The organism is Micromonospora sp. NPDC023869 (assembly GCF_055559695.1).
Genome location: NZ_JBVHKD010000001.1, coordinates 194,302 through 210,894, shown reverse-complemented (window position 1 = coordinate 210,894; position 16,593 = coordinate 194,302). Strand labels below are relative to the sequence as shown.

Annotated in this window: 15 protein-coding genes; 9 read left to right on the top strand and 6 right to left on the bottom strand. The window is 72.2% G+C overall.

Annotated elements, in window-relative coordinates; translation table 11 throughout:
- Positions 1-2 precede the first annotated feature (2 nt).
- From ACZ31C_RS00945 to ACZ31C_RS00920, 6 genes are all read left to right on the top strand, one after another.
- Positions 3-482 (top strand): hypothetical protein, encoded by a 480-nt coding sequence (locus ACZ31C_RS00945; protein WP_465793659.1) that lies wholly within the window; start codon positions 3-5, stop codon positions 480-482.
- Between the two features lie 25 nt (positions 483-507).
- On the top strand, positions 508-942 hold the full coding sequence (locus ACZ31C_RS00940; RefSeq protein WP_465793658.1) for a VOC family protein: 435 nt from the start codon (positions 508-510) through the stop codon (positions 940-942).
- 101 nt (positions 943-1,043) lie between these two features.
- On the top strand, positions 1,044-1,328 hold the full coding sequence (locus tag ACZ31C_RS00935) for an SgcJ/EcaC family oxidoreductase (RefSeq protein WP_465793657.1): 285 nt from the start codon (positions 1,044-1,046) through the stop codon (positions 1,326-1,328).
- A gap of 263 nt (positions 1,329-1,591) precedes the next feature.
- Entirely contained in the window at positions 1,592-2,989 is a 1,398-nt protein-coding gene (locus ACZ31C_RS00930) for a family 43 glycosylhydrolase (RefSeq protein WP_465793656.1), read from the top strand.
- A 36-nt stretch (positions 2,990-3,025) separates the two neighbouring features.
- Entirely contained in the window at positions 3,026-3,421 is a 396-nt protein-coding gene (locus tag ACZ31C_RS00925; RefSeq protein ID WP_465793655.1) for a hypothetical protein, read from the top strand.
- On the top strand, positions 3,421-5,838 hold the full coding sequence (locus tag ACZ31C_RS00920) for a DUF4132 domain-containing protein (RefSeq protein ID WP_465793654.1): 2,418 nt from the start codon (positions 3,421-3,423) through the stop codon (positions 5,836-5,838). Before ACZ31C_RS00925 ends, ACZ31C_RS00920 begins: the two co-directional genes overlap by 1 nt.
- Positions 5,839-5,908: 70 nt before the next feature.
- Here ACZ31C_RS00920 and ACZ31C_RS00915 read toward each other — a convergent pair whose 3' ends face one another.
- The 4 genes from ACZ31C_RS00915 to ACZ31C_RS00900 form a co-directional block, all read right to left on the bottom strand.
- Positions 5,909-6,712 (bottom strand): peptidase, encoded by an 804-nt coding sequence (locus ACZ31C_RS00915; protein WP_449945509.1) that lies wholly within the window; start codon positions 6,710-6,712, stop codon positions 5,909-5,911.
- On the bottom strand, positions 6,712-8,016 hold the full coding sequence (locus tag ACZ31C_RS00910) for a VWA domain-containing protein (protein ID WP_465793653.1): 1,305 nt from the start codon (positions 8,014-8,016) through the stop codon (positions 6,712-6,714). Before ACZ31C_RS00910 ends, ACZ31C_RS00915 begins: the two co-directional genes overlap by 1 nt.
- 97 nt (positions 8,017-8,113) lie before the next feature.
- Positions 8,114-9,265: a DUF4352 domain-containing protein gene (locus tag ACZ31C_RS00905; protein ID WP_465793652.1), complete on the bottom strand. Its 1,152-nt coding sequence runs from the start codon at positions 9,263-9,265 to the stop codon at positions 8,114-8,116.
- A gap of 169 nt (positions 9,266-9,434) precedes the next feature.
- Positions 9,435-10,091: a 4'-phosphopantetheinyl transferase family protein gene (locus tag ACZ31C_RS00900; protein ID WP_465793651.1), complete on the bottom strand. Its 657-nt coding sequence runs from the start codon at positions 10,089-10,091 to the stop codon at positions 9,435-9,437.
- A 261-nt stretch (positions 10,092-10,352) separates the two neighbouring features.
- On the opposite strand from ACZ31C_RS00900, the gene ACZ31C_RS00895 reads away from it, so the two are divergent.
- Entirely contained in the window at positions 10,353-10,643 is a 291-nt protein-coding gene (locus ACZ31C_RS00895) for a hypothetical protein (protein WP_465793650.1), read from the top strand.
- A 325-nt stretch (positions 10,644-10,968) separates the two neighbouring features.
- On the opposite strand, the gene ACZ31C_RS00890 is transcribed toward ACZ31C_RS00895, so the two are convergent.
- Positions 10,969-12,648, bottom strand: coding sequence for a dolichyl-phosphate-mannose--protein mannosyltransferase (locus ACZ31C_RS00890; RefSeq protein WP_465793649.1), 1,680 nt, complete (start codon positions 12,646-12,648; stop codon positions 10,969-10,971).
- A gap of 66 nt (positions 12,649-12,714) precedes the next feature.
- On the opposite strand from ACZ31C_RS00890, the gene rsmI reads away from it, so the two are divergent.
- The gene (gene rsmI / locus ACZ31C_RS00885; protein WP_465793648.1) at positions 12,715-13,584 is read left to right on the top strand and encodes a 16S rRNA (cytidine(1402)-2'-O)-methyltransferase; all 870 of its coding nucleotides are present in this window, start codon (positions 12,715-12,717) and stop codon (positions 13,582-13,584) included.
- A 52-nt stretch (positions 13,585-13,636) separates the two neighbouring features.
- Here rsmI and ACZ31C_RS00880 read toward each other — a convergent pair whose 3' ends face one another.
- Positions 13,637-14,578, bottom strand: coding sequence for a hypothetical protein (locus tag ACZ31C_RS00880; RefSeq protein WP_465793647.1), 942 nt, complete (start codon positions 14,576-14,578; stop codon positions 13,637-13,639).
- A 149-nt stretch (positions 14,579-14,727) separates the two neighbouring features.
- Between ACZ31C_RS00880 and metG the strand changes: the two genes are divergently transcribed.
- A complete protein-coding gene (gene metG / locus ACZ31C_RS00875; protein ID WP_465793646.1) occupies positions 14,728-16,542 on the top strand; it encodes a methionine--tRNA ligase in 1,815 nt (604 codons plus the stop codon).
- Positions 16,543-16,593 lie beyond the last annotated feature (51 nt).

Genomic DNA, 16,593 nt, shown 5'->3' with positions numbered 1-16,593 from the left:
TGGTGCGATACGACCAGCTCGAAACAGCGATTCGTCGGCTCGTGGATACGGCCGGGGAGGGCGACCTCCGGGTGTTCGGCGCCGAGACGGTGGCCCGCCTCGTACGCGACGAGGGGCTGGTCGACGTCGCCGCCGACGGGGAACTGGACGAGGACGCCACAGCGGCGTTCGCGCTCGCCCGGGAGACCGTCGGGACGGCCGACGCCGCCACGTCACGTGAGCTGATCACGCGGATTGAGGAGGGCGCCCTCACCGACGGCGACATGGACCCGGACCTGCTCATCGCCCTGATCGCGCTCGAACACTGGACGACGTACCTGGAGACCGGGCAGCGCGACGAGCTCTACGAGCTGGCGCTCCGCTCCGTCGAGGAGGTCGACCACCAGGTCTCCGCCGACCTCGACGACTTCCTGGCCACCCCCGAGATGGCCGCCGAGTACGAGCGGATCGCGGGCCTGCTGCGGGGCGGGCCTCCGGCCTGAGAGACGGTCGCCGTATGGTGGGTCGATGGCGTCCGTGAAGCAGGTCCAGGTCACCTTCGACTGCGCAGAACCCGAGCGCGTCGCCCGTTTCTGGTGCGAGGTGCTGGGATACGTGGTGCCGCCGCCACCGGAGGGATTCGCCGACTGGGCCGAGTTCACTCGCGCGCTGCCGCCCGAGCGGCAGGGCGCGGCGTTCGCCTGCGTCGACCCGACCGGCGCGGGTCCGAGGCTGTTCTTCCAGCGCGTACCCGAGGGCAAGGTGGCCAAGAACCGGCTGCACCTCGACGTACGGGCCGCCACCGGGCTGGTCGGCGCGGAACGTGTGGCCGCGCTCGAAGCCGAGGGCGCACGGCTGGTCGCGCTCGGCGGAGCTCGGGTACGGCTGCTGGAATCCGACGGCTTCAACGAGTCCTGCCTGGTGATGCAGGACGTCGAGGGCAACGAGTTCTGCCTCGACTGACCGGTTCAGGCAGTTTCGGGTACTCCGGGTGCGCGCGGCGCGCGAAGACCAGCGCTTTCCGCGTTGACCTCAAGTGAGGTTCAACTCCTAACTTGGTCGACATGAGTGACGTCGATCAGTCGAACCCTGAGGCCGAGATCGAAGCGATCAAGCACGTGATCGCCACGGTCGAGCGCGCCCAGAACACCGAATCTCCGGACGAGTTTCTCGGCCTGTTCCGCGCCGATGCGATCTACACCACGGCTGGGGGCACCCGCCTCTTCGGCCTCGATGCGATCTCGGCGTTCACCCGTCAGGTGCTCCTGGCGGCATGCCAGAACACCGCAGCGCCCGCCGACGAGGTGGCCTCGACGTCGAACAGTCGCCCCGTCTTCGACCCCCACTGACGCCCCACCCACCCCACCCACCCCACCCACCCCGCCGTGCCTCCGCCGGTTGATCAAGAGGTTTGGTCGTTCCAGGACGTCGTCGTGGGCGCAAACTTCTTGATCAACGCGTGGGGTGGGGTGGGGGTTTCGGATAGATGAACGTCCCTTGACGGGCGTGATTTGTTAACGCTATCAATGCGGTGGTGGTGTTCCTGTCGTGGTGGAAGGGCGGGGCGATGGTGCGACGCGGTGTCCGCAGGGTCGTGGCGATGACGGCGGTCATGGTCTTGGTGGGAGGTGCCGCGATGGTGGTGGGGGCGGTGCCGGCGCAGGCCGCTGCGGTCACCTTCACCAACCCGCTGGCCGAGCAACGTGCCGACCCGCACGTCTACCGGCACACCGACGGGTACTACTACCTCACTGCCACGGTCCCGGAGTACGACCGGATCGTGCTGCGCCGCGCCACCACGCTCCAGGGGCTGGCCACCGCCACCGAACGGGTGATCTGGCGTAAGCACGGCAGTGGTGAGATGGGCGCGCACATCTGGGCGCCCGAGATCCACTTCATCGACGGCAGATGGTACGTCTACTTCGCCGCCGGACGGACCGACGACATCTGGGCCATCCGGCCGTACGTGCTGGAGAGCAGTGCGGCCAACCCGCTGGACGGGCCCTGGGTGGAACGTGGCCAACTCCAACCGGCACGCAGCAGCTTCTCGCTCGACGCCACCACGTTCGTCCACAACGGAGTGCGCTATCTGGCCTGGGCCGAGTACGCCGGCAGCAACTCGAACATCTATCTGGCCCGTGCGGTCAACCCGTGGACGTACGCGGGCACCCCGGCCCTGATTGCCACCCCCACGCACGCCTGGGAGACCCGGGGATACCGGGTGAACGAGGGGCCGGCGGTGCTGATCCGCAACGGGCGGGTGTTCATGACGTACTCGGCCAGCGCCACCGACGCCAGTTACGCGGTCGGGCTGCTCACCGCCTCGGCCACCAGCGACCTGCTCAACCCGGCGTCGTGGAGCAAGCGGTCCACACCGGTGCTGGCCAGCGACGCCAGGACGGGCCAGTGGGGGCCGGGGCACAACTCGTTCACCGTCGCCGAGGACGGCAGCGACGTGATCGTCTATCACTCCCGCAACTACGAGCGGTACCTCGGCAACGGCTACGACCCGCTGACCGACCCGAACCGGCGTACCCGACTCCAGCGGGTCTACTGGAACGCCGACGGTACGCCGAACTTCGGCGTACCGGTGCCGGACGGTCTCAGCCCGGTGCGGCTGCGCGCGCACGACCTGCCGGACCGCTACATCCGGCACTGGGAGTTCCGGGCGCGGCTGGAGCCGAACGTCACCGCCCTGGCCGACTCGCAGTTCCGGATCGTCGCCGGCCTCGCCAACTCCGCAGCGATCTCGCTGGAGTCGACCAACTATCCCGGCTACTACCTGCGTCACCGTAACCACCAGCTCTGGGTGGAGCGCAGCGACGGCTCCACATTGTTCCGGCAGGACGCCACGTTCACCCGCCGGGCCGGGCTCGCCGACGCGGCGAAGGTGTCGCTGGAGTCGGTGAACTTCCCCGGCCAGTACGTCCGGCACCGCGACGGGCTGCTCCACCTGGAAGCCGTGTCGGACGCCGCCGGGCGGGCGTCGGCCACCTTCGCCCTGGACTGAGCACTCTGTCGGGGGCCGTACCTAGACTCCGGCGGCATGGCGACGGTGACATTCGTAGACGAGAGCACGGCCGGTGCTCGTACGCCCGCGTGGGCGCTGCAGATCTTCGAGGAGCGGCTGACGCTGCGGGAGCTGATCCGGCGGCGGATCCACCAGGAGGTGGCCGAGTACAACGCCGCCGTCCCGCAGCCGCGCCGGTTGCTCGTCGCGCCCCACGCGACGGAGCAGGCCCTCAACGGTGACCGGGCCGAGCGTGCGCGTCGGCGGGTCGACGCCGAGCGGCAGGTCGCCCTCGCCGAGGAGGCGTTCGGACGCAACGGTTTCGTGGTGCTGGTCGACGACCGTCAGGTCACCGAGCTCGACGACGAGGTCGACCTGCGCCGCGACACCGAGGTCACGTTCCTCAAGCTCGTCCCGCTGGTGGGTGGCTGATGACCACCGCCACCGACACCGCCTCGTTCGCCGCCCGGGCCCGCGACCTGATCGCCGCCGACGACCTCACCGAGCTGGCCGGTCACCTCTACGCCCACGCCCGGCACTGCCGCGACGACGTGGGCGTACGCGACGCGCTGCGTCCACTGCCCGGCCCGGACGTGGCCCGACTGGTGCACGCCATGGTCCTCATCGCGATCAAGCGCCGCAGACACGACTGGACCGCCTGCGAACTGATCAACCAGGTCGCCCGCCGGCTCCCCACCGAGCTGACCCCGGAGCAGCTCAAGGACCTGACCAGGTACGCGGTGCGGGGCTGGCGTGCGCTCACGCCCGGCACGCTGGAGATCGTGGCCCGAGGGGTGGCCGCGACCGGTCCGCTCCCGGCCGACCTGCTCAAGGTGCTGACCGACCGCTCCGGGGAGAGTCAGCGACTACGGCAGGCGTTGACCGAGCTGGTCGGCCCGCAGCTCGACCCGCGCGACCCGTGGGCCGAGCAGGTCGGCACCGAGGTGGCCACCCTCGGTCCAGCCTGGCAGCGGCTGGTGGCCCACGCCAGCACCGCGGTCGCGGCACGTCCCACGGTCGGCTGGTCGACCGAGGCGTCCCGGCTGCTCGCCGAGGTCGACCCGGCCGAGGTGACGCAGGTGCTGGACCGGTGGCTGGCCGCCGCCTCCCGTACCCCGCAGTCACCGCCCGCCCCGGCCAACGCGGACGTGCTGCGCGGCCTGCTCTGGCTGGTCGAGCGGTCCGCACCGACCCCCGAGCAGGTACGCCGCGTCGGCGGCCTGGTCGAGACGATGCTGCGGCGGCTGCCCGGGATCGGGCCGGCCTGCCCGAAGGTGGCCAACGCGGCGGTCGGGGTGCTCGGTCGGGTCGACGGCGAGGCGGCGCTGGCGCAACTCGCCCGGCTGTCGGCCCGGGTCACCTACAAGGGCACCCGCAACGAGATCGACAAGGCGCTCGACGCCCGCGCCACGGCGATGGGCATCGGGCGGGACGAGATCGAGGAGTTGGCCGTCCCGGACTACGGCCTGACCGAGGTGGGCCGGCACCGGACGGCCCTCGGCGGCTGCCGGGCCGAGCTGCTGATCGGTTCCACCGGCACCACCCTGGCCTGGTTCACCGAGTCCGGCCGACAGGTGAAGAGTCCGCCGGCGGCGGTACGCCGTGACCACGCCACGGAACTCGCCGAGTTGAAGGGCCTGGCCAAGGAGATCACCGGGATGCTCGCCGCCCAGGCGGCCCGGCTGGACCGGCTGTTCCTGGCCCAGCGCGTCTGGACCCTGACCGCCTGGCGGCAGCGATACCTCGACCATCCGTTGGTCGGCACGCTGGCCCGCCGGCTGCTCTGGCTGGTCGACGGGGTGCCCTGCGGCTGGGTCGACGGCGAGCTGCGCACCCTGGACGACACCCGGGTCAGCGCCGCCGACGACGCCGAGGTACGGATCTGGCACCCGATCGGTCGTCCGGTGCCGGAGGTGGTGGGTTGGCGCGAGTGGCTGGAACGGCACCAGGTGGTCCAGCCGTTCAAGCAGGCCCACCGCGAGGTGTACCTGCTCACCCCGGCCGAGGAGACCACCGGCACCTACTCCAACCGGTTCGCCGGCCACATCCTGCGCCAACATCAATATCACGCACTGGCGGCGGTCCGGGGCTGGTCGGACCGGCTGCGGCTGATGGTCGACGACACCTACCCGCCGACCAGCCGTGAGCTGCCCGGCTGGGGCCTGCGTGCCGAGTACTGGGTGGAGGGTGCCGGCGACGACTACGAGTCCGACTGCACCGAGAGCGGGTCGTATCTGCGGCTCGTCACCGACCAGGTGCGCTTCTATCCGATCGACGCCGCGCAGAACTGGACGCACGCGTCCGGTGGCGGCTACTCCACGGGCGCCTGGACGAACGGCAGACCGGCCGACGCGCTGCCGCTGGACCAGGTTCCCCCGCTGGTGTTCAGCGAGGTCATGCGGGACGTCGACCTGTTCGTCGGGGTGGCCAGCGTCGGCAACGACCCGACCTGGGCGGACGGCGGACCGCAGGGCTGGTTCCGCGACTACTGGACGTCGTACAGCTTCGGGGAGTTGTCCGCGACCGCCGAGACCCGGCGTGACCTGCTGACCCGGCTGCTGCCCCGGTTGGCGGTGGGGCAGCGCGCCCACGTCGACGGCCGGTTCCTGGTGGTCCAGGGTGACCTGCGGACCTACCGCATCCACCTCGGCTCGGGCAACATCCTGATGAGCCCGAACGACGAGTACCTCTGCATCGTGCCGGCCCGCGGCGCCACCAACCCGGGGGAGCGGCACTTCCTGCCGTTCGAGGGGGACGGCATGCTCGCGGTCATCCTCAGCAAGGCGATGCTGCTGGCCAAGGACTCGGAGATCACCGACCCGACGATCACCCACCAGATCAGGACCTGAGAACGATCTTGGTTCGAGACGGCCCTTTCCGGTGCCGTCTCGAACCAAGATCTTCGGCGGTCAGGTGGTGCTAGGCGCGGACCCGCCGGGCGGACGGGCGGCGGGTCAGGGCGAAACCGACCACACCAGCCACGGCGGCGAGGACACCACCGGCGGTGGTCCAGATCCAGCGGGAGCCGGCCTCGGGCAGCCACCCGGTGAGGTCGATGTTCCAGCCGTCGTCGTCCTCGTCGACCGGTGCGACCGTCGGCTCCGTGGCCAGCACGGCACCGGCGTTGGTCGGTGCCACCAGCGGGGCTTCCAGCCGGCCGTCCTCCGGGGCGCTGCCGGCGTCCCCGCTGGCGGAGATCAGCAGGTCCACGTCGATCGGACGACCCAGGTCGGGCTCGGGCACGTCGACCACCGACAGGCGCACGTAGTACGTGCCGGGCAGCGGGTCCGCGGACCACGGCTCCGCCCAGGGCCGGACGCGCCGCAGGGTGCAGCCGATGGCCACGGTACGCACCGAGGAGTCGGCGGTCGGGGTCTGCGCCCCGGCCGTACACGCCTGGCGGCGGCGCAGCCCGTCGAAGACCTCGACGGTCCACGTCGACGTGCCGGTGCGCTGCTCGGCGAGGGAGACCGTCGCGGTGATCTCGTGGGTCTCGCCCGCCGCCGCCGGGAACGACCAGTAGAGGTACTCACCGGTGGAGGCACCCACCCGGACCGGTTGGCCCGCCGCGATCGGGGTGGCGCTGAGGAACGTGGTGCCGGCCTTGGTTACGGTGGCGGCACCGGGCGACGGGGTGGGGGTGGGTGCGGCCAGCGCCGCACCCGGGGCCAGCGCGATGCCGGCGGCCAGCAGCGTGGCCACGGTTGCCGATCGGGTACGCATCAGTTCTCCCTCCAGGTGGCGACCCACCAGCGGGTGAGCAGGCCGGTGACGAGCCCGGTGAGCAGACCGGCCAGGGTCAGCAGGAGCAGCAGCACCCAGCCGCGACCCAGGTCCGGCCCGTCCGGGGCAGGGGAGGCGGCGACCACGTCGACGGTCAGTTCGACCGGCATGCCGGGGTCCTTGGCGGTGCCCGCCTGGGGCGAGAACATGTTGCTGACGACCAGACAGACGGTGGTCACGGCCGGGGTGGCGCTCGCCGTCGGGCGGGGGGTGGCGTCCTCGTCGCGCTCGGCGTCGTCGTCCTCGGTGGCCGACCAGCGCAGGCCGGCCGAGACGACGTCGGTGCGTCCGCTGCCGGCGTCCACACCCCGGACCAGTTCCCGACCGTCGGTCGCGGTGGCCCGCAGCAGGACGCCGTGGTCCGGGTTGATCGGGCGGTCGAGCGCGACGCTGACCGAGGCCCGCAGTTCCTGTCCCGGGCGGACCGGCACCCGGTACCAGCGGTGCTCGGAGAAGGTCTCCCGGTCGGTGTAGACGCCGGGGGAGAGCAGTGGCGCGCCGTCGCAGACGTCGGTCCCGTCGACCTTGGCCGGCGTGGTGGCGTACGTGTCACGGGCCCGGTCGACGAGTTGCTTGAGCCGGTCGGTGAGGTCGTCGGCGCTGTTCGCGGCCGTGTACGTGCCACCCGTGGCGGCGGCGATGCAGAGAAGCTGCTTGCGGACCTTCTCGTCGGGTGCCAGGCCGAGGGTGTCCACCACCAGCGTGGTGCCCTGGGCGGCCAGTTCCCGGGCCACCTGGCAGGGGTCCGGCGGGGCGCAGGTGTCCTCCCCGTCGGTGATCAGCACGATCCGCCGGGCGGTGGTGCCGGTGCCGAGGTCCTTCGCGGCCTCCCGCAGGGCGAGCCCGACCGGGGTGAAGCCGGTCGGGCGCAGTGTCGCCACCGCGGCCTTGGCCTTCGCCCGGTCCACCGGGCCGACCGGCACGATCTGCTGTGTGTCCCGGCAGCCCTGCTGCTTGTCCTGGCCCTTGTAGGTGGCGCCGAGCACCCGGATGCCGAGTTGGGTCTCGTCGGGCAGGGCGTCCACCACCTCGCCGAACGCCTGCTGCGCCACCGAGATGCGGCTGCGTCCGTCGATGTCGGTGGCCCGCATCGAGCCGCTCACGTCCAGTACGAGCTGGACGCGAGGCGGCTCGGCGACGGGTTCTGCCTGGTCGTCGTCGGCCCGGGCCGACGCGGGGCCGGCCAGTGTGGTCGCCGTCAGCAGCCCCAACAGGGCGGCTGACGACCATCTCTTGTTGATCACCGGGCGGAGTGTAGCGATGTCCACTCAGGACGATCACTCCGGTCGTCGGGCGAGCCGGCCCACTCGCGCGGCTCGCCCGACGTACCACCGGTGTGCGCTACGGCCGCCAGGAGCCGGCGGAGCGGAACAGCGGCTTGTACTCCACCACACCGTTGGTGTCGGCGACGTCGAAGACGACGGTGCCGGTCCGCTTGGTGCCTTCGGGCAGGTTGTTGCCGGAACCGAGGGACTCACCGCAGCCGGCCAGGATCCCGGCCAGGCCGTTGACCGAGGTCCCGTCGGCGGCCACCCACTCGAAGTAGATCGGGTTGATGGAACCGGTGCCCTTGGTCACCGTGGCCGTCACGTCGGCGATCAGGTAGCGGCCCTTCCGCGGCTCGGGCGCGAACGACCGGCAGCCCTCGTTCACCGTCCGCACCCGGGTCACGGTGATCTCGACGGTGCCGTTGTTGTCGTTCACCACGAGGGTGGTGCCGATGCTCAGGTTGTACGTCTCGCCGCTGGGCGGCGAGTTGGTGGGCGGGGGCGGCGGCGGTGGCGCGGCCTCGGTCGGCGCGGCGCTCGGCGATGGGTCCGGTGCCGGCGAGGCGGCCGACGGTATGGGCCGCGCGCCGGTCTCCCGGTCGTCACCCGACCCGTTGAGCAGCGCGATGACGCCGCCGCCGCAGCAGAGCAGCGCCACCGCGGCGATCACGGCCACCACGATCAGCGCGGTCTTGTTGCCGGAGCCGCCGCTGGGCTGTGGTGGCCCCAACGGGTACCCGGGCGCACCCGGTGGGTAGCCGGTGCCGCCGGGCGGATAGCCGCCCTGCTGGTAGCCGCCGGACGCGTACGGTCCGGGCTGCTGGTAGGCGCCGGGCGCCTGGTAGGGGTCGTGCGACGGGTACGCGGCACCGGCCTGCGGGTACCCGGCACCCGCCTGGTACGGGTCGTGCTGCGGGTACCCGCCGGCGGCGGCCTGGTGCGGCGCGTACGGCGATCCCGAGCTGGGCGGCTGGGGGGCACCCGAGGCCGGGTAGTGCGGCGACCCGGAGACCGGCGGCTGGGGCGCGCCCGAGACCGGTGGGGCGGGCGGTGGCTGCGGGGCGGCCCAGGCACTGTCGTGGTCGTCGGGCAGGGCGGACCACGTGCCGTCGGGCTGCGCGTCGTTCGGCTGCCCGACCGGCGGCAGGGGCGCCCACGGATCGCTGGGCGGCTGCGGCGGCTGGTAGGGGTCCTGCGGCCCGGATGGGGGCTGGGGGTCGCTCACCGTACTCCTCGGGCACCTGACGTCGAACGCGAACCGCCTGACGCTACCTCGGGCGGGCAACACCGAGCGGCCACCGGTAGGGGTCCGAGCGGAGGAGGACCAGGGGCCGTACGGCCCGGTCAGGGGTGGTGACGCTCAGGCGCGTACCGGCGACGGGGGCGTGGCGGGCTCACTGCGGCAGGAGTACGGCGGCGGTGCGGACCAGTTCCGCGTCGACCGCGTACCGGCCGGTCACCCGGGTCGGTGGGTGGTCGACCGGGGCGGCGTCGATCCGCGCCGGTGCGATGCGCGCCGTGAAGGTCCCGGTCTCCGGGTCGAGTTCCACCACCGCGTCGTGGAAGTCCAGCCAGGTGCCGACGATCGGGTGCCACAGCTTGTAGACCGTCTCCTTGGCGCTGAACGCCACGGTCGGCCAGGAGACGCCGGAGGGCAGGCGCGCGTACCGGTCCTCCTCCTCGGGCAGGCAGATCAGTCGGCGTACCCCCGGGCTCAGTTCCTTGTGCTGCTCGGCGTCCATGCCGACCCCACGCACCTGGCTGCGGCGCGCGACCGCCGCCGCGCAGTAGCCCCGGGTGTGGGTGATGCTGCCGACCGTGCCCGCCGGCCAGACCGGCGCGCGGTCCTCGGCGGCGGGTACCGCGACCGGCGGCAGGCCCAGCTCCGCCATGGCCCGTCGGGCGCAGACCCGGCCCGCGGTGAAGTCACGACGCCGGCTGTCCACCGCGCGTTCCCCGAGACCGGCCGCCTCCTCGGCGTAGAGCTGCCCGGACCAGTCCTGCTCCCGGGCCACCGCCACCGCCACCTCGGGAGGCAACAGGTCACGCACGCGCGATCACCGGGTGGTGCGTTCGGCGGGCCGCCCCGGTACCGTCGACCGGCGGCGAGTGCTCTGCGTGAAGGTGACGCGTACGGTGTGTCGCGGCGGTCATGGTTGGTCAACGTACCGCAACGACGTAACGCCGTGCCGACCCCGGACGCTGTTGGGGCGCACGGTGCTTGTGGCGCGGCGGCGGGTGCCCACCCGCGGTCCTGTGTGGAGGCGGAAGGGAGCGCGATGACAGGTGTGGCGGATCGCTCGGGGAGTGCGGTGACCGAGACCGGTGGTGAGGTGCCGTCGCAGCGGGTGGCCGAACACGCCCCGGTGACTCCCGACTGGACCTGCGGCACCTGCGGCGCGGACTGGCCCTGCGAGCCGAAGCGTGCCCAGTTGCTGATCGAGTACGGGACGGACCGGCCGATGCTCAGCGTCTACCTGGGCGCGTGTCTGGCCGCCGCCGTCGAGGACCTGCACGCACCCGGATCGACCTCGTTGCAGGACCGGTTCCTCGGCTGGCTGCCCCGTCGTCCGAGGCACGTGGCGAGCCCACCGACGACGTGATCCCGGCCACCACGCTGCCCGGACCGGGTACGCCACTGGCCAGGTGAAATGTGAGGCGACTTCCGGTTCGGCGCGGCGCTCGTCCGGCGTCGCCCGGGGGTGCTGTCCGCCACGGATCGCCCCCGTGACAGGCCCCGGTCGGAAATCTGACCCGAGCCGCCCCGTTGTGCCGCTGGTCATGGGTGGTTAAGCTGCAGATGCGCGCCCCAATCGCCCGCTTCCCCCGTGGCAGGCGATCGGGGCGCGTCCTATTGTCCGGACTGATCGTCGGGACAGACGTGAAAGGGCCCGCACGCCACGGCGTACGGGCCCTTCGCCGTCGGCGTCAGATCCAGCGACCGTCCAACCACATCCGTGCCGACCACTCCGCGTACGGCAGCGACTGACCGACGAAGATCGGATAGAAGTACGCGAAACAGAGGACGACGAGCACCATGTACGCCCCCACGACCACCCCACCCACCAGGCGGCGGTCCCGGGTGGCCTCGTCGTCGGCGACCGGTCGGGTGCCGCTCGGCCCGGCCGGCGAGGCGATCGCGCCGAGCACGTAGACCACCGCCAGCACGAGGAACGGCAGCGCGGGCGCGGTGTAGAAGGAGAACATCGTCCGCCCGTCCAGGGCGAACCAGAACCACGGCAGCAGGCCGGCGGCCACGCTGAGCAGGATCGCGCCGGCCCGCCAGTCCCGGCGGGCCAGGCCGAGCCAGACCAGCGCCACCAGCGCGGGCAGGAACGACCACCAGAGCAGCGGGGTGCCGAGCAGGAGGATCTCCTCGGCGCAGCTCGCCGCGCCGCAGGGACTGTCGCTGGTCCAGTGGAAGGCGACCGGTCGGCCCAGCAGCAGCCACTGCCAGGGCCACGACTGGTATTTGTGCGGGTCGTCGAGCTGACCGTGGAAGCCGAGCGCGGCCTGGTGGTACTGCACCAGGTTCCACAGCGCCCCGATCACCGGCGTGTCGCTGAGCCCGGCGTCGGGGTAGCGCTCGGCGACCCGGTAGTAGCCCTCCTGGCTGCGTAGCCAGCCCGACCAGGACGCCACGTAGGTGACCGCCAGCAGGAGGCCGGCGAGGGCCATCCACGGCACACCGTCGAGCATGGTGGCCCGCCACGGCCGGGGCACGCCTGCGGAGCGGCGGACGCCGACGTCCCAGAGGAACATCAGCAGTGCGAACGCGGGTACGAAGAACAGCGCGCTCCACTTGACCGCGAAGGCGCAGCCGAGCAGCACCCCGGCGGCGAGCCGCCACCAGGGCCAGTTCCGCCAGCCGCCGGGCGGGCGGCCGGCGCGGCCCCGGGCGGTCGGGTCCAGCCCCGCCTCCAGCGCCCGGGCCCAGCGCCGACGCTGCGCGTCCCGGTCCAGCACCAGCGCACCGAAGGCGGCCAGCACGAAGAAGAGCAGGAAGAGGTCGAGCAGGGCGGTGCGGGACAGCACCAGGTGGAAGCCGTCGAGCGCGAGCAGCAGACCGGCGGCGCAACCGAGCACGGTGGAGTGGAACATCCGGCGGCCGATGCGGATCAGCAGCAGCACCGAGAGCGTGCCGAACAGCGCCGCCGAGAAGCGCCAGCCGAACTCCGGCGAGGTGGTCGTCAGCGCGCCGGGCACCGAGATGCCGTGTTCGGCGTCGGCGTAACCGAAGGCCCACTCACCGAGACCGATCAACCACTTGCCCAGCGGCGGATGGACCACGTACGACGGTCCACCGTCCTTGTAGTTCCACTCGACGCCCTTGTCGATCAACCCCCAGGCGTCCCGGGCGTAGTAGACCTCGTCGAAGATCTTGCCGGGCGGATGGCTGAGGTTGGCGAAGCGCAACACCGCCGCGATCGCCACCACCACGGCGGTGGCCAGCCACGATCTCCGGTCCACGCGGGCCTCGACGGTGGCCAGCCGACGGCGGATCGTCGCCGGTATGCCACCGCCGCCCGGGTCACCGGTCGAGGTGGCCGGCTGCTCCGGCCCCGGCTGGTCCGTGTTCGCGCTCTGTGCTGTCGACGCACTCGTCACCCGGCGATCGTAGGCTGCGGAGGGGGCCGCTGGCGTACATCGTCTCCGAATCCGGTACGACCGTCGATGAAGGAGTGCCTACTCGTGGGTGAAATGTCCGAAACTGGCCGCCTGGTCCTCCTCGGCGCGCCGCTCGGCAACCCCGCCGACGCCTCCAGCCGACTGCGAGACGTGCTCGGCACCGCCGACGTGGTCGCCGCCGAGGACACCCGGCGGCTCAGCCGACTGGCCCGCGACCTGGACGTGAGCATCCCGGGCCGGATCGTCTCCTACTTCGAGGGCAACGAGGAGCGCCGTACCCCCGACCTGGTCGACGTGCTCACCGCCGGGTACCTCGTCGCCCTGGTCACCGACGGCGGCATGCCGAGCGTCTCCGACCCCGGCTACCGGCTGGTCCGCGCCGCCCTGGACGCCGGGATCCCGGTCACCGCCGCCCCCGGACCGAGCGCCGTCACCACCGCCCTGGCGCTGTCCGGGCTGCCCTGCGACCGGTTCTGCTTCGAGGGTTTCCTGCCGCGTACGCCCGGCGCCCGTCGGACCCGGCTGCGGGCGCTGGCGACGGAGGAACGGACCCTGGTGCTGTTCGAGTCCCCGCACCGGATCACCGCGGCGCTGACCGATCTGGCCGACGCGTTCGGCGCGGACCGGCCCGCCGCGCTCTGCCGCGAGCTGACCAAGACGTACGAGGAGGTGCTCCGCCGCCCGCTCGGTGACCTCGCCCGATGGGCCGCCGACGGTGATCCGCGCGGCGAGATCACCCTCGTGGTGGCCGGGGCGCCGGCCACGCCGCCGACCCGGCCGGACGACGACGCCCTGCGCGCCGCGGTCGCCGAGCGGGAAGCCACCGGCCAGAGCCGCCGAGACGCCATCACCGAGGTGGCGACCGCCTTCGGACTGCGTCGTCGCGACGTCTATGCCGTCGTGCACCAGGTGTAAGGAAGGGCCCCCTACTAACGCCTCGTGTATAGGAAGGGTCCCTTCCTTGCACCTACCAAGCGGCGACGAGGAAGCCGAGCGTGGTCACCAGCGGGCCGACGAAGGCGGCGGTGACCGCCCAGCGGCGGCCCCGTGGATCGGGCAGTCGGGTCGCGCCGGTCCACCGGGCGATCCCGGCCGCGCAGCCGAGCACCCCCAGCAGGCCGAGCAGCCAGCGCAGGTGGGCACCGACGCCGTGATCGGCGTACGCGACGGCGGCGTCCGGCCCGGTCACCCGGGCGGGTAGCGCCGCCCCGCTGGTCGTCCGCTGCTCCGGCACCCCGCTGATCCGTACGCCGTGGGTGCGGAACTGCCCGCCCACGGCGGTGAAGATCCCTCGGCAGCGCTGGGTCAACCCGTCACCGCTGCACGCGGTCACCACCGCGGTCCCCGAGGTGCCGTGCCCGACGGCGAGCAGGAGCGGCCCGGCGCTGACCCAGGCGAAGAACGCCGCCACCAGGCTCAGCCCGACCAGCGCGGCCATCCCCGGCAGCGGGTCCGGCGGATGACTGCTCCGCTCCCGGCGGCGTACCGGCCGGAGCCGACGCCACCAGGCCCCGCGCTCGCCGGGCGGATCCTGCCGCACCGGCGTGCCGTCCCAGTGGACCTCCTCGATCGGCGCCCAGAACGTGTCCTCGTCGGCGTCGGCCGGATCGGCGTACGGTGCCGCGCCGAGATGCCGCGCCGTGCGCACCGGCACCCGGTGCGGCAGCGTGTCGACCGGGGCGCCGGTGGTCGGCTCCACCGCCACACCCTGCTCCACCGCCACGCCCTGCTCTGGCGTTGCCGCCGCGTCGACGACGTCGGACGCCCGGGCCACCCCGTCGGGCGCCACCGTCCGGGGGTGCGGGGCCACGGCGTGGGTACGCGTCGACGCGGCCGGGTCCGGCCAGGTCTCGGTGGGGAGGCCGTCCTCGTGGTCGCGGGCGGCGCGGCTGCCAGTCACGCGGTTCATTGGACACCGGCGCGGGTGTTGGGACGCGCAGCTCAGACAGCGTGTCGGCGACAAATCGGACCAGCCGTTCGCCCGTAATGGCCGGATTGTCGAGCGGGCAGCCCTATTGGTTCGCAGCCGCCCCAGGGGGGTCACTACGCTTGCTGGGCATGAGTCACGTTCTCGCGGCGGTCGCCTGGCCGTACGCCAACGGCCCGCGCCACATCGGCCACGTCTCCGGTTTCGGCGTGCCCTCCGACGTCTTCGCCCGGTACATGCGGATGGCCGGCCACGACGTGCTCATGGTCTCGGGCACCGACGAGCACGGCACCCCGATCCAGGTGCAGGCCGACGCCGAGGGGCTCACCCCCCGCGAGCTGGCCGACCGGTACAACCGGGTGATCGTCGAGGACCTGCACGGACTGGGCCTCTCCTACGACCTGTTCACCCGCACCACTACGCGGAACCACTACGCGGTGGTGCAGGAGTTGTTCGAGGGGATGTACCGCAACGGGTACATCGTGCCGAAGACCACCATGGGCGCCATCTCCCCGTCGACCGGCCGGACCCTGCCCGACCGCTACATCGAGGGCACCTGCCCGATCTGCGGCTACGACAGCGCCCGCGGCGACCAGTGCGACAACTGCGGTAACCAGCTCGACCCGATCGACCTGATCGACCCCAAGTCGAAGATCAACGGCGAGACGCCGAAGTTCGTCGAGACCGAGCACTTCTTCCTCGACCTGCCCGCCCTCGCCGACGTGCTGCGGCAGTGGTTGGACACCCGGGAGGGCTGGCGGCCCAACGTGCTGCGGTTCTCCCGCAACCTGCTGGACGACCTCCAGCCCCGGGCCATCACCCGGGACCTGGAATGGGGCGTACCGATCCCGCTCGACGGCTGGCGCGACCGCACCGACAAGCGGATCTACGTCTGGTTCGACGCCGTGATCGGATACCTCTCCGCCTCCGTGGAGTGGGCCCGCCGCTCCGGCCACCCCGAGGCGTGGCGTCAGTACTGGAACCAGAAGGACGCCGAGGGCGGTGCCGACGGGGACGCCGAGTCCTACTACTTCATGGGCAAGGACAACATCGTCTTCCACTCGGTGATCTGGCCCGCGCTGCTGGCCGGCTACTCCGGCGAGGGCGACAAGGACGGCGAGCCGGGCCGGCTCGGGCGGCTCCACCTGCCCACCGAGGTGGTCTCCAGCGAGTTCCTCACCATGGAGGGACGCAAGTTCTCCTCCTCCCGCCGGGTGGTCATCTACGTCCGGGACTTCCTCGAGCGCTACGACGCCGACGCACTGCGCTACTTCATCGCCGTCGCCGGCCCGGAGAACAACGACACCGACTTCACCTGGGCCGAGTTCCTCCGCCGCAACAACGACGAACTGGTCGCCGGCTGGGGCAACCTGGTCAACCGGTCGGTGTCGATGGCGGCGAAGAACTTCGGCGCGATCCCGCCGGTCGGCCCGGACGGTCTCACCGAGGCCGACGAGGCGCTGCTCGCGGTGGCCCGCACCGGTTTCGCCACGGTCGGCGACCTGATCGCCCGGCACCGGCAGAAGCAGGCCATCGGCGAGGCCATGAAGGTGGTCGCCGAGGCCAACAAGTACCTCTCCGACCAGGCGCCCTGGAAGCTCAAGGACGAGGCGGACAAGCCCCGGATGGGCACGATCCTGCACGTCGCCCTTCAGGTGGTCAGCGACGCCAACACCCTGCTCACCCCGTTCCTGCCGCATTCCGCGCAGAAGGTGCACGAACTGCTCGGCGGCACCGGCGTGCACGCGCCGATGCCGGTGATCGAGGAGGTCGACGACCTCGACGGCGGGCCCGGCTACCCGGTGCTGACCGGGGACTACACGCAGGGCGCGCGCTGGGAGTCGGTGCCGCTCGCGGTCGGCCGGGCGCTCGCTGCGCCCAAGCCGGTCTTCCGCAAGCTCGACCCGTCCATCGTCGACGAGGAACTGGCCCGGCTGGAGAGCTGACCCGGGCCACCGGCCGACGACCGGTGACCACACGTTCGGCGGGCGCGACCC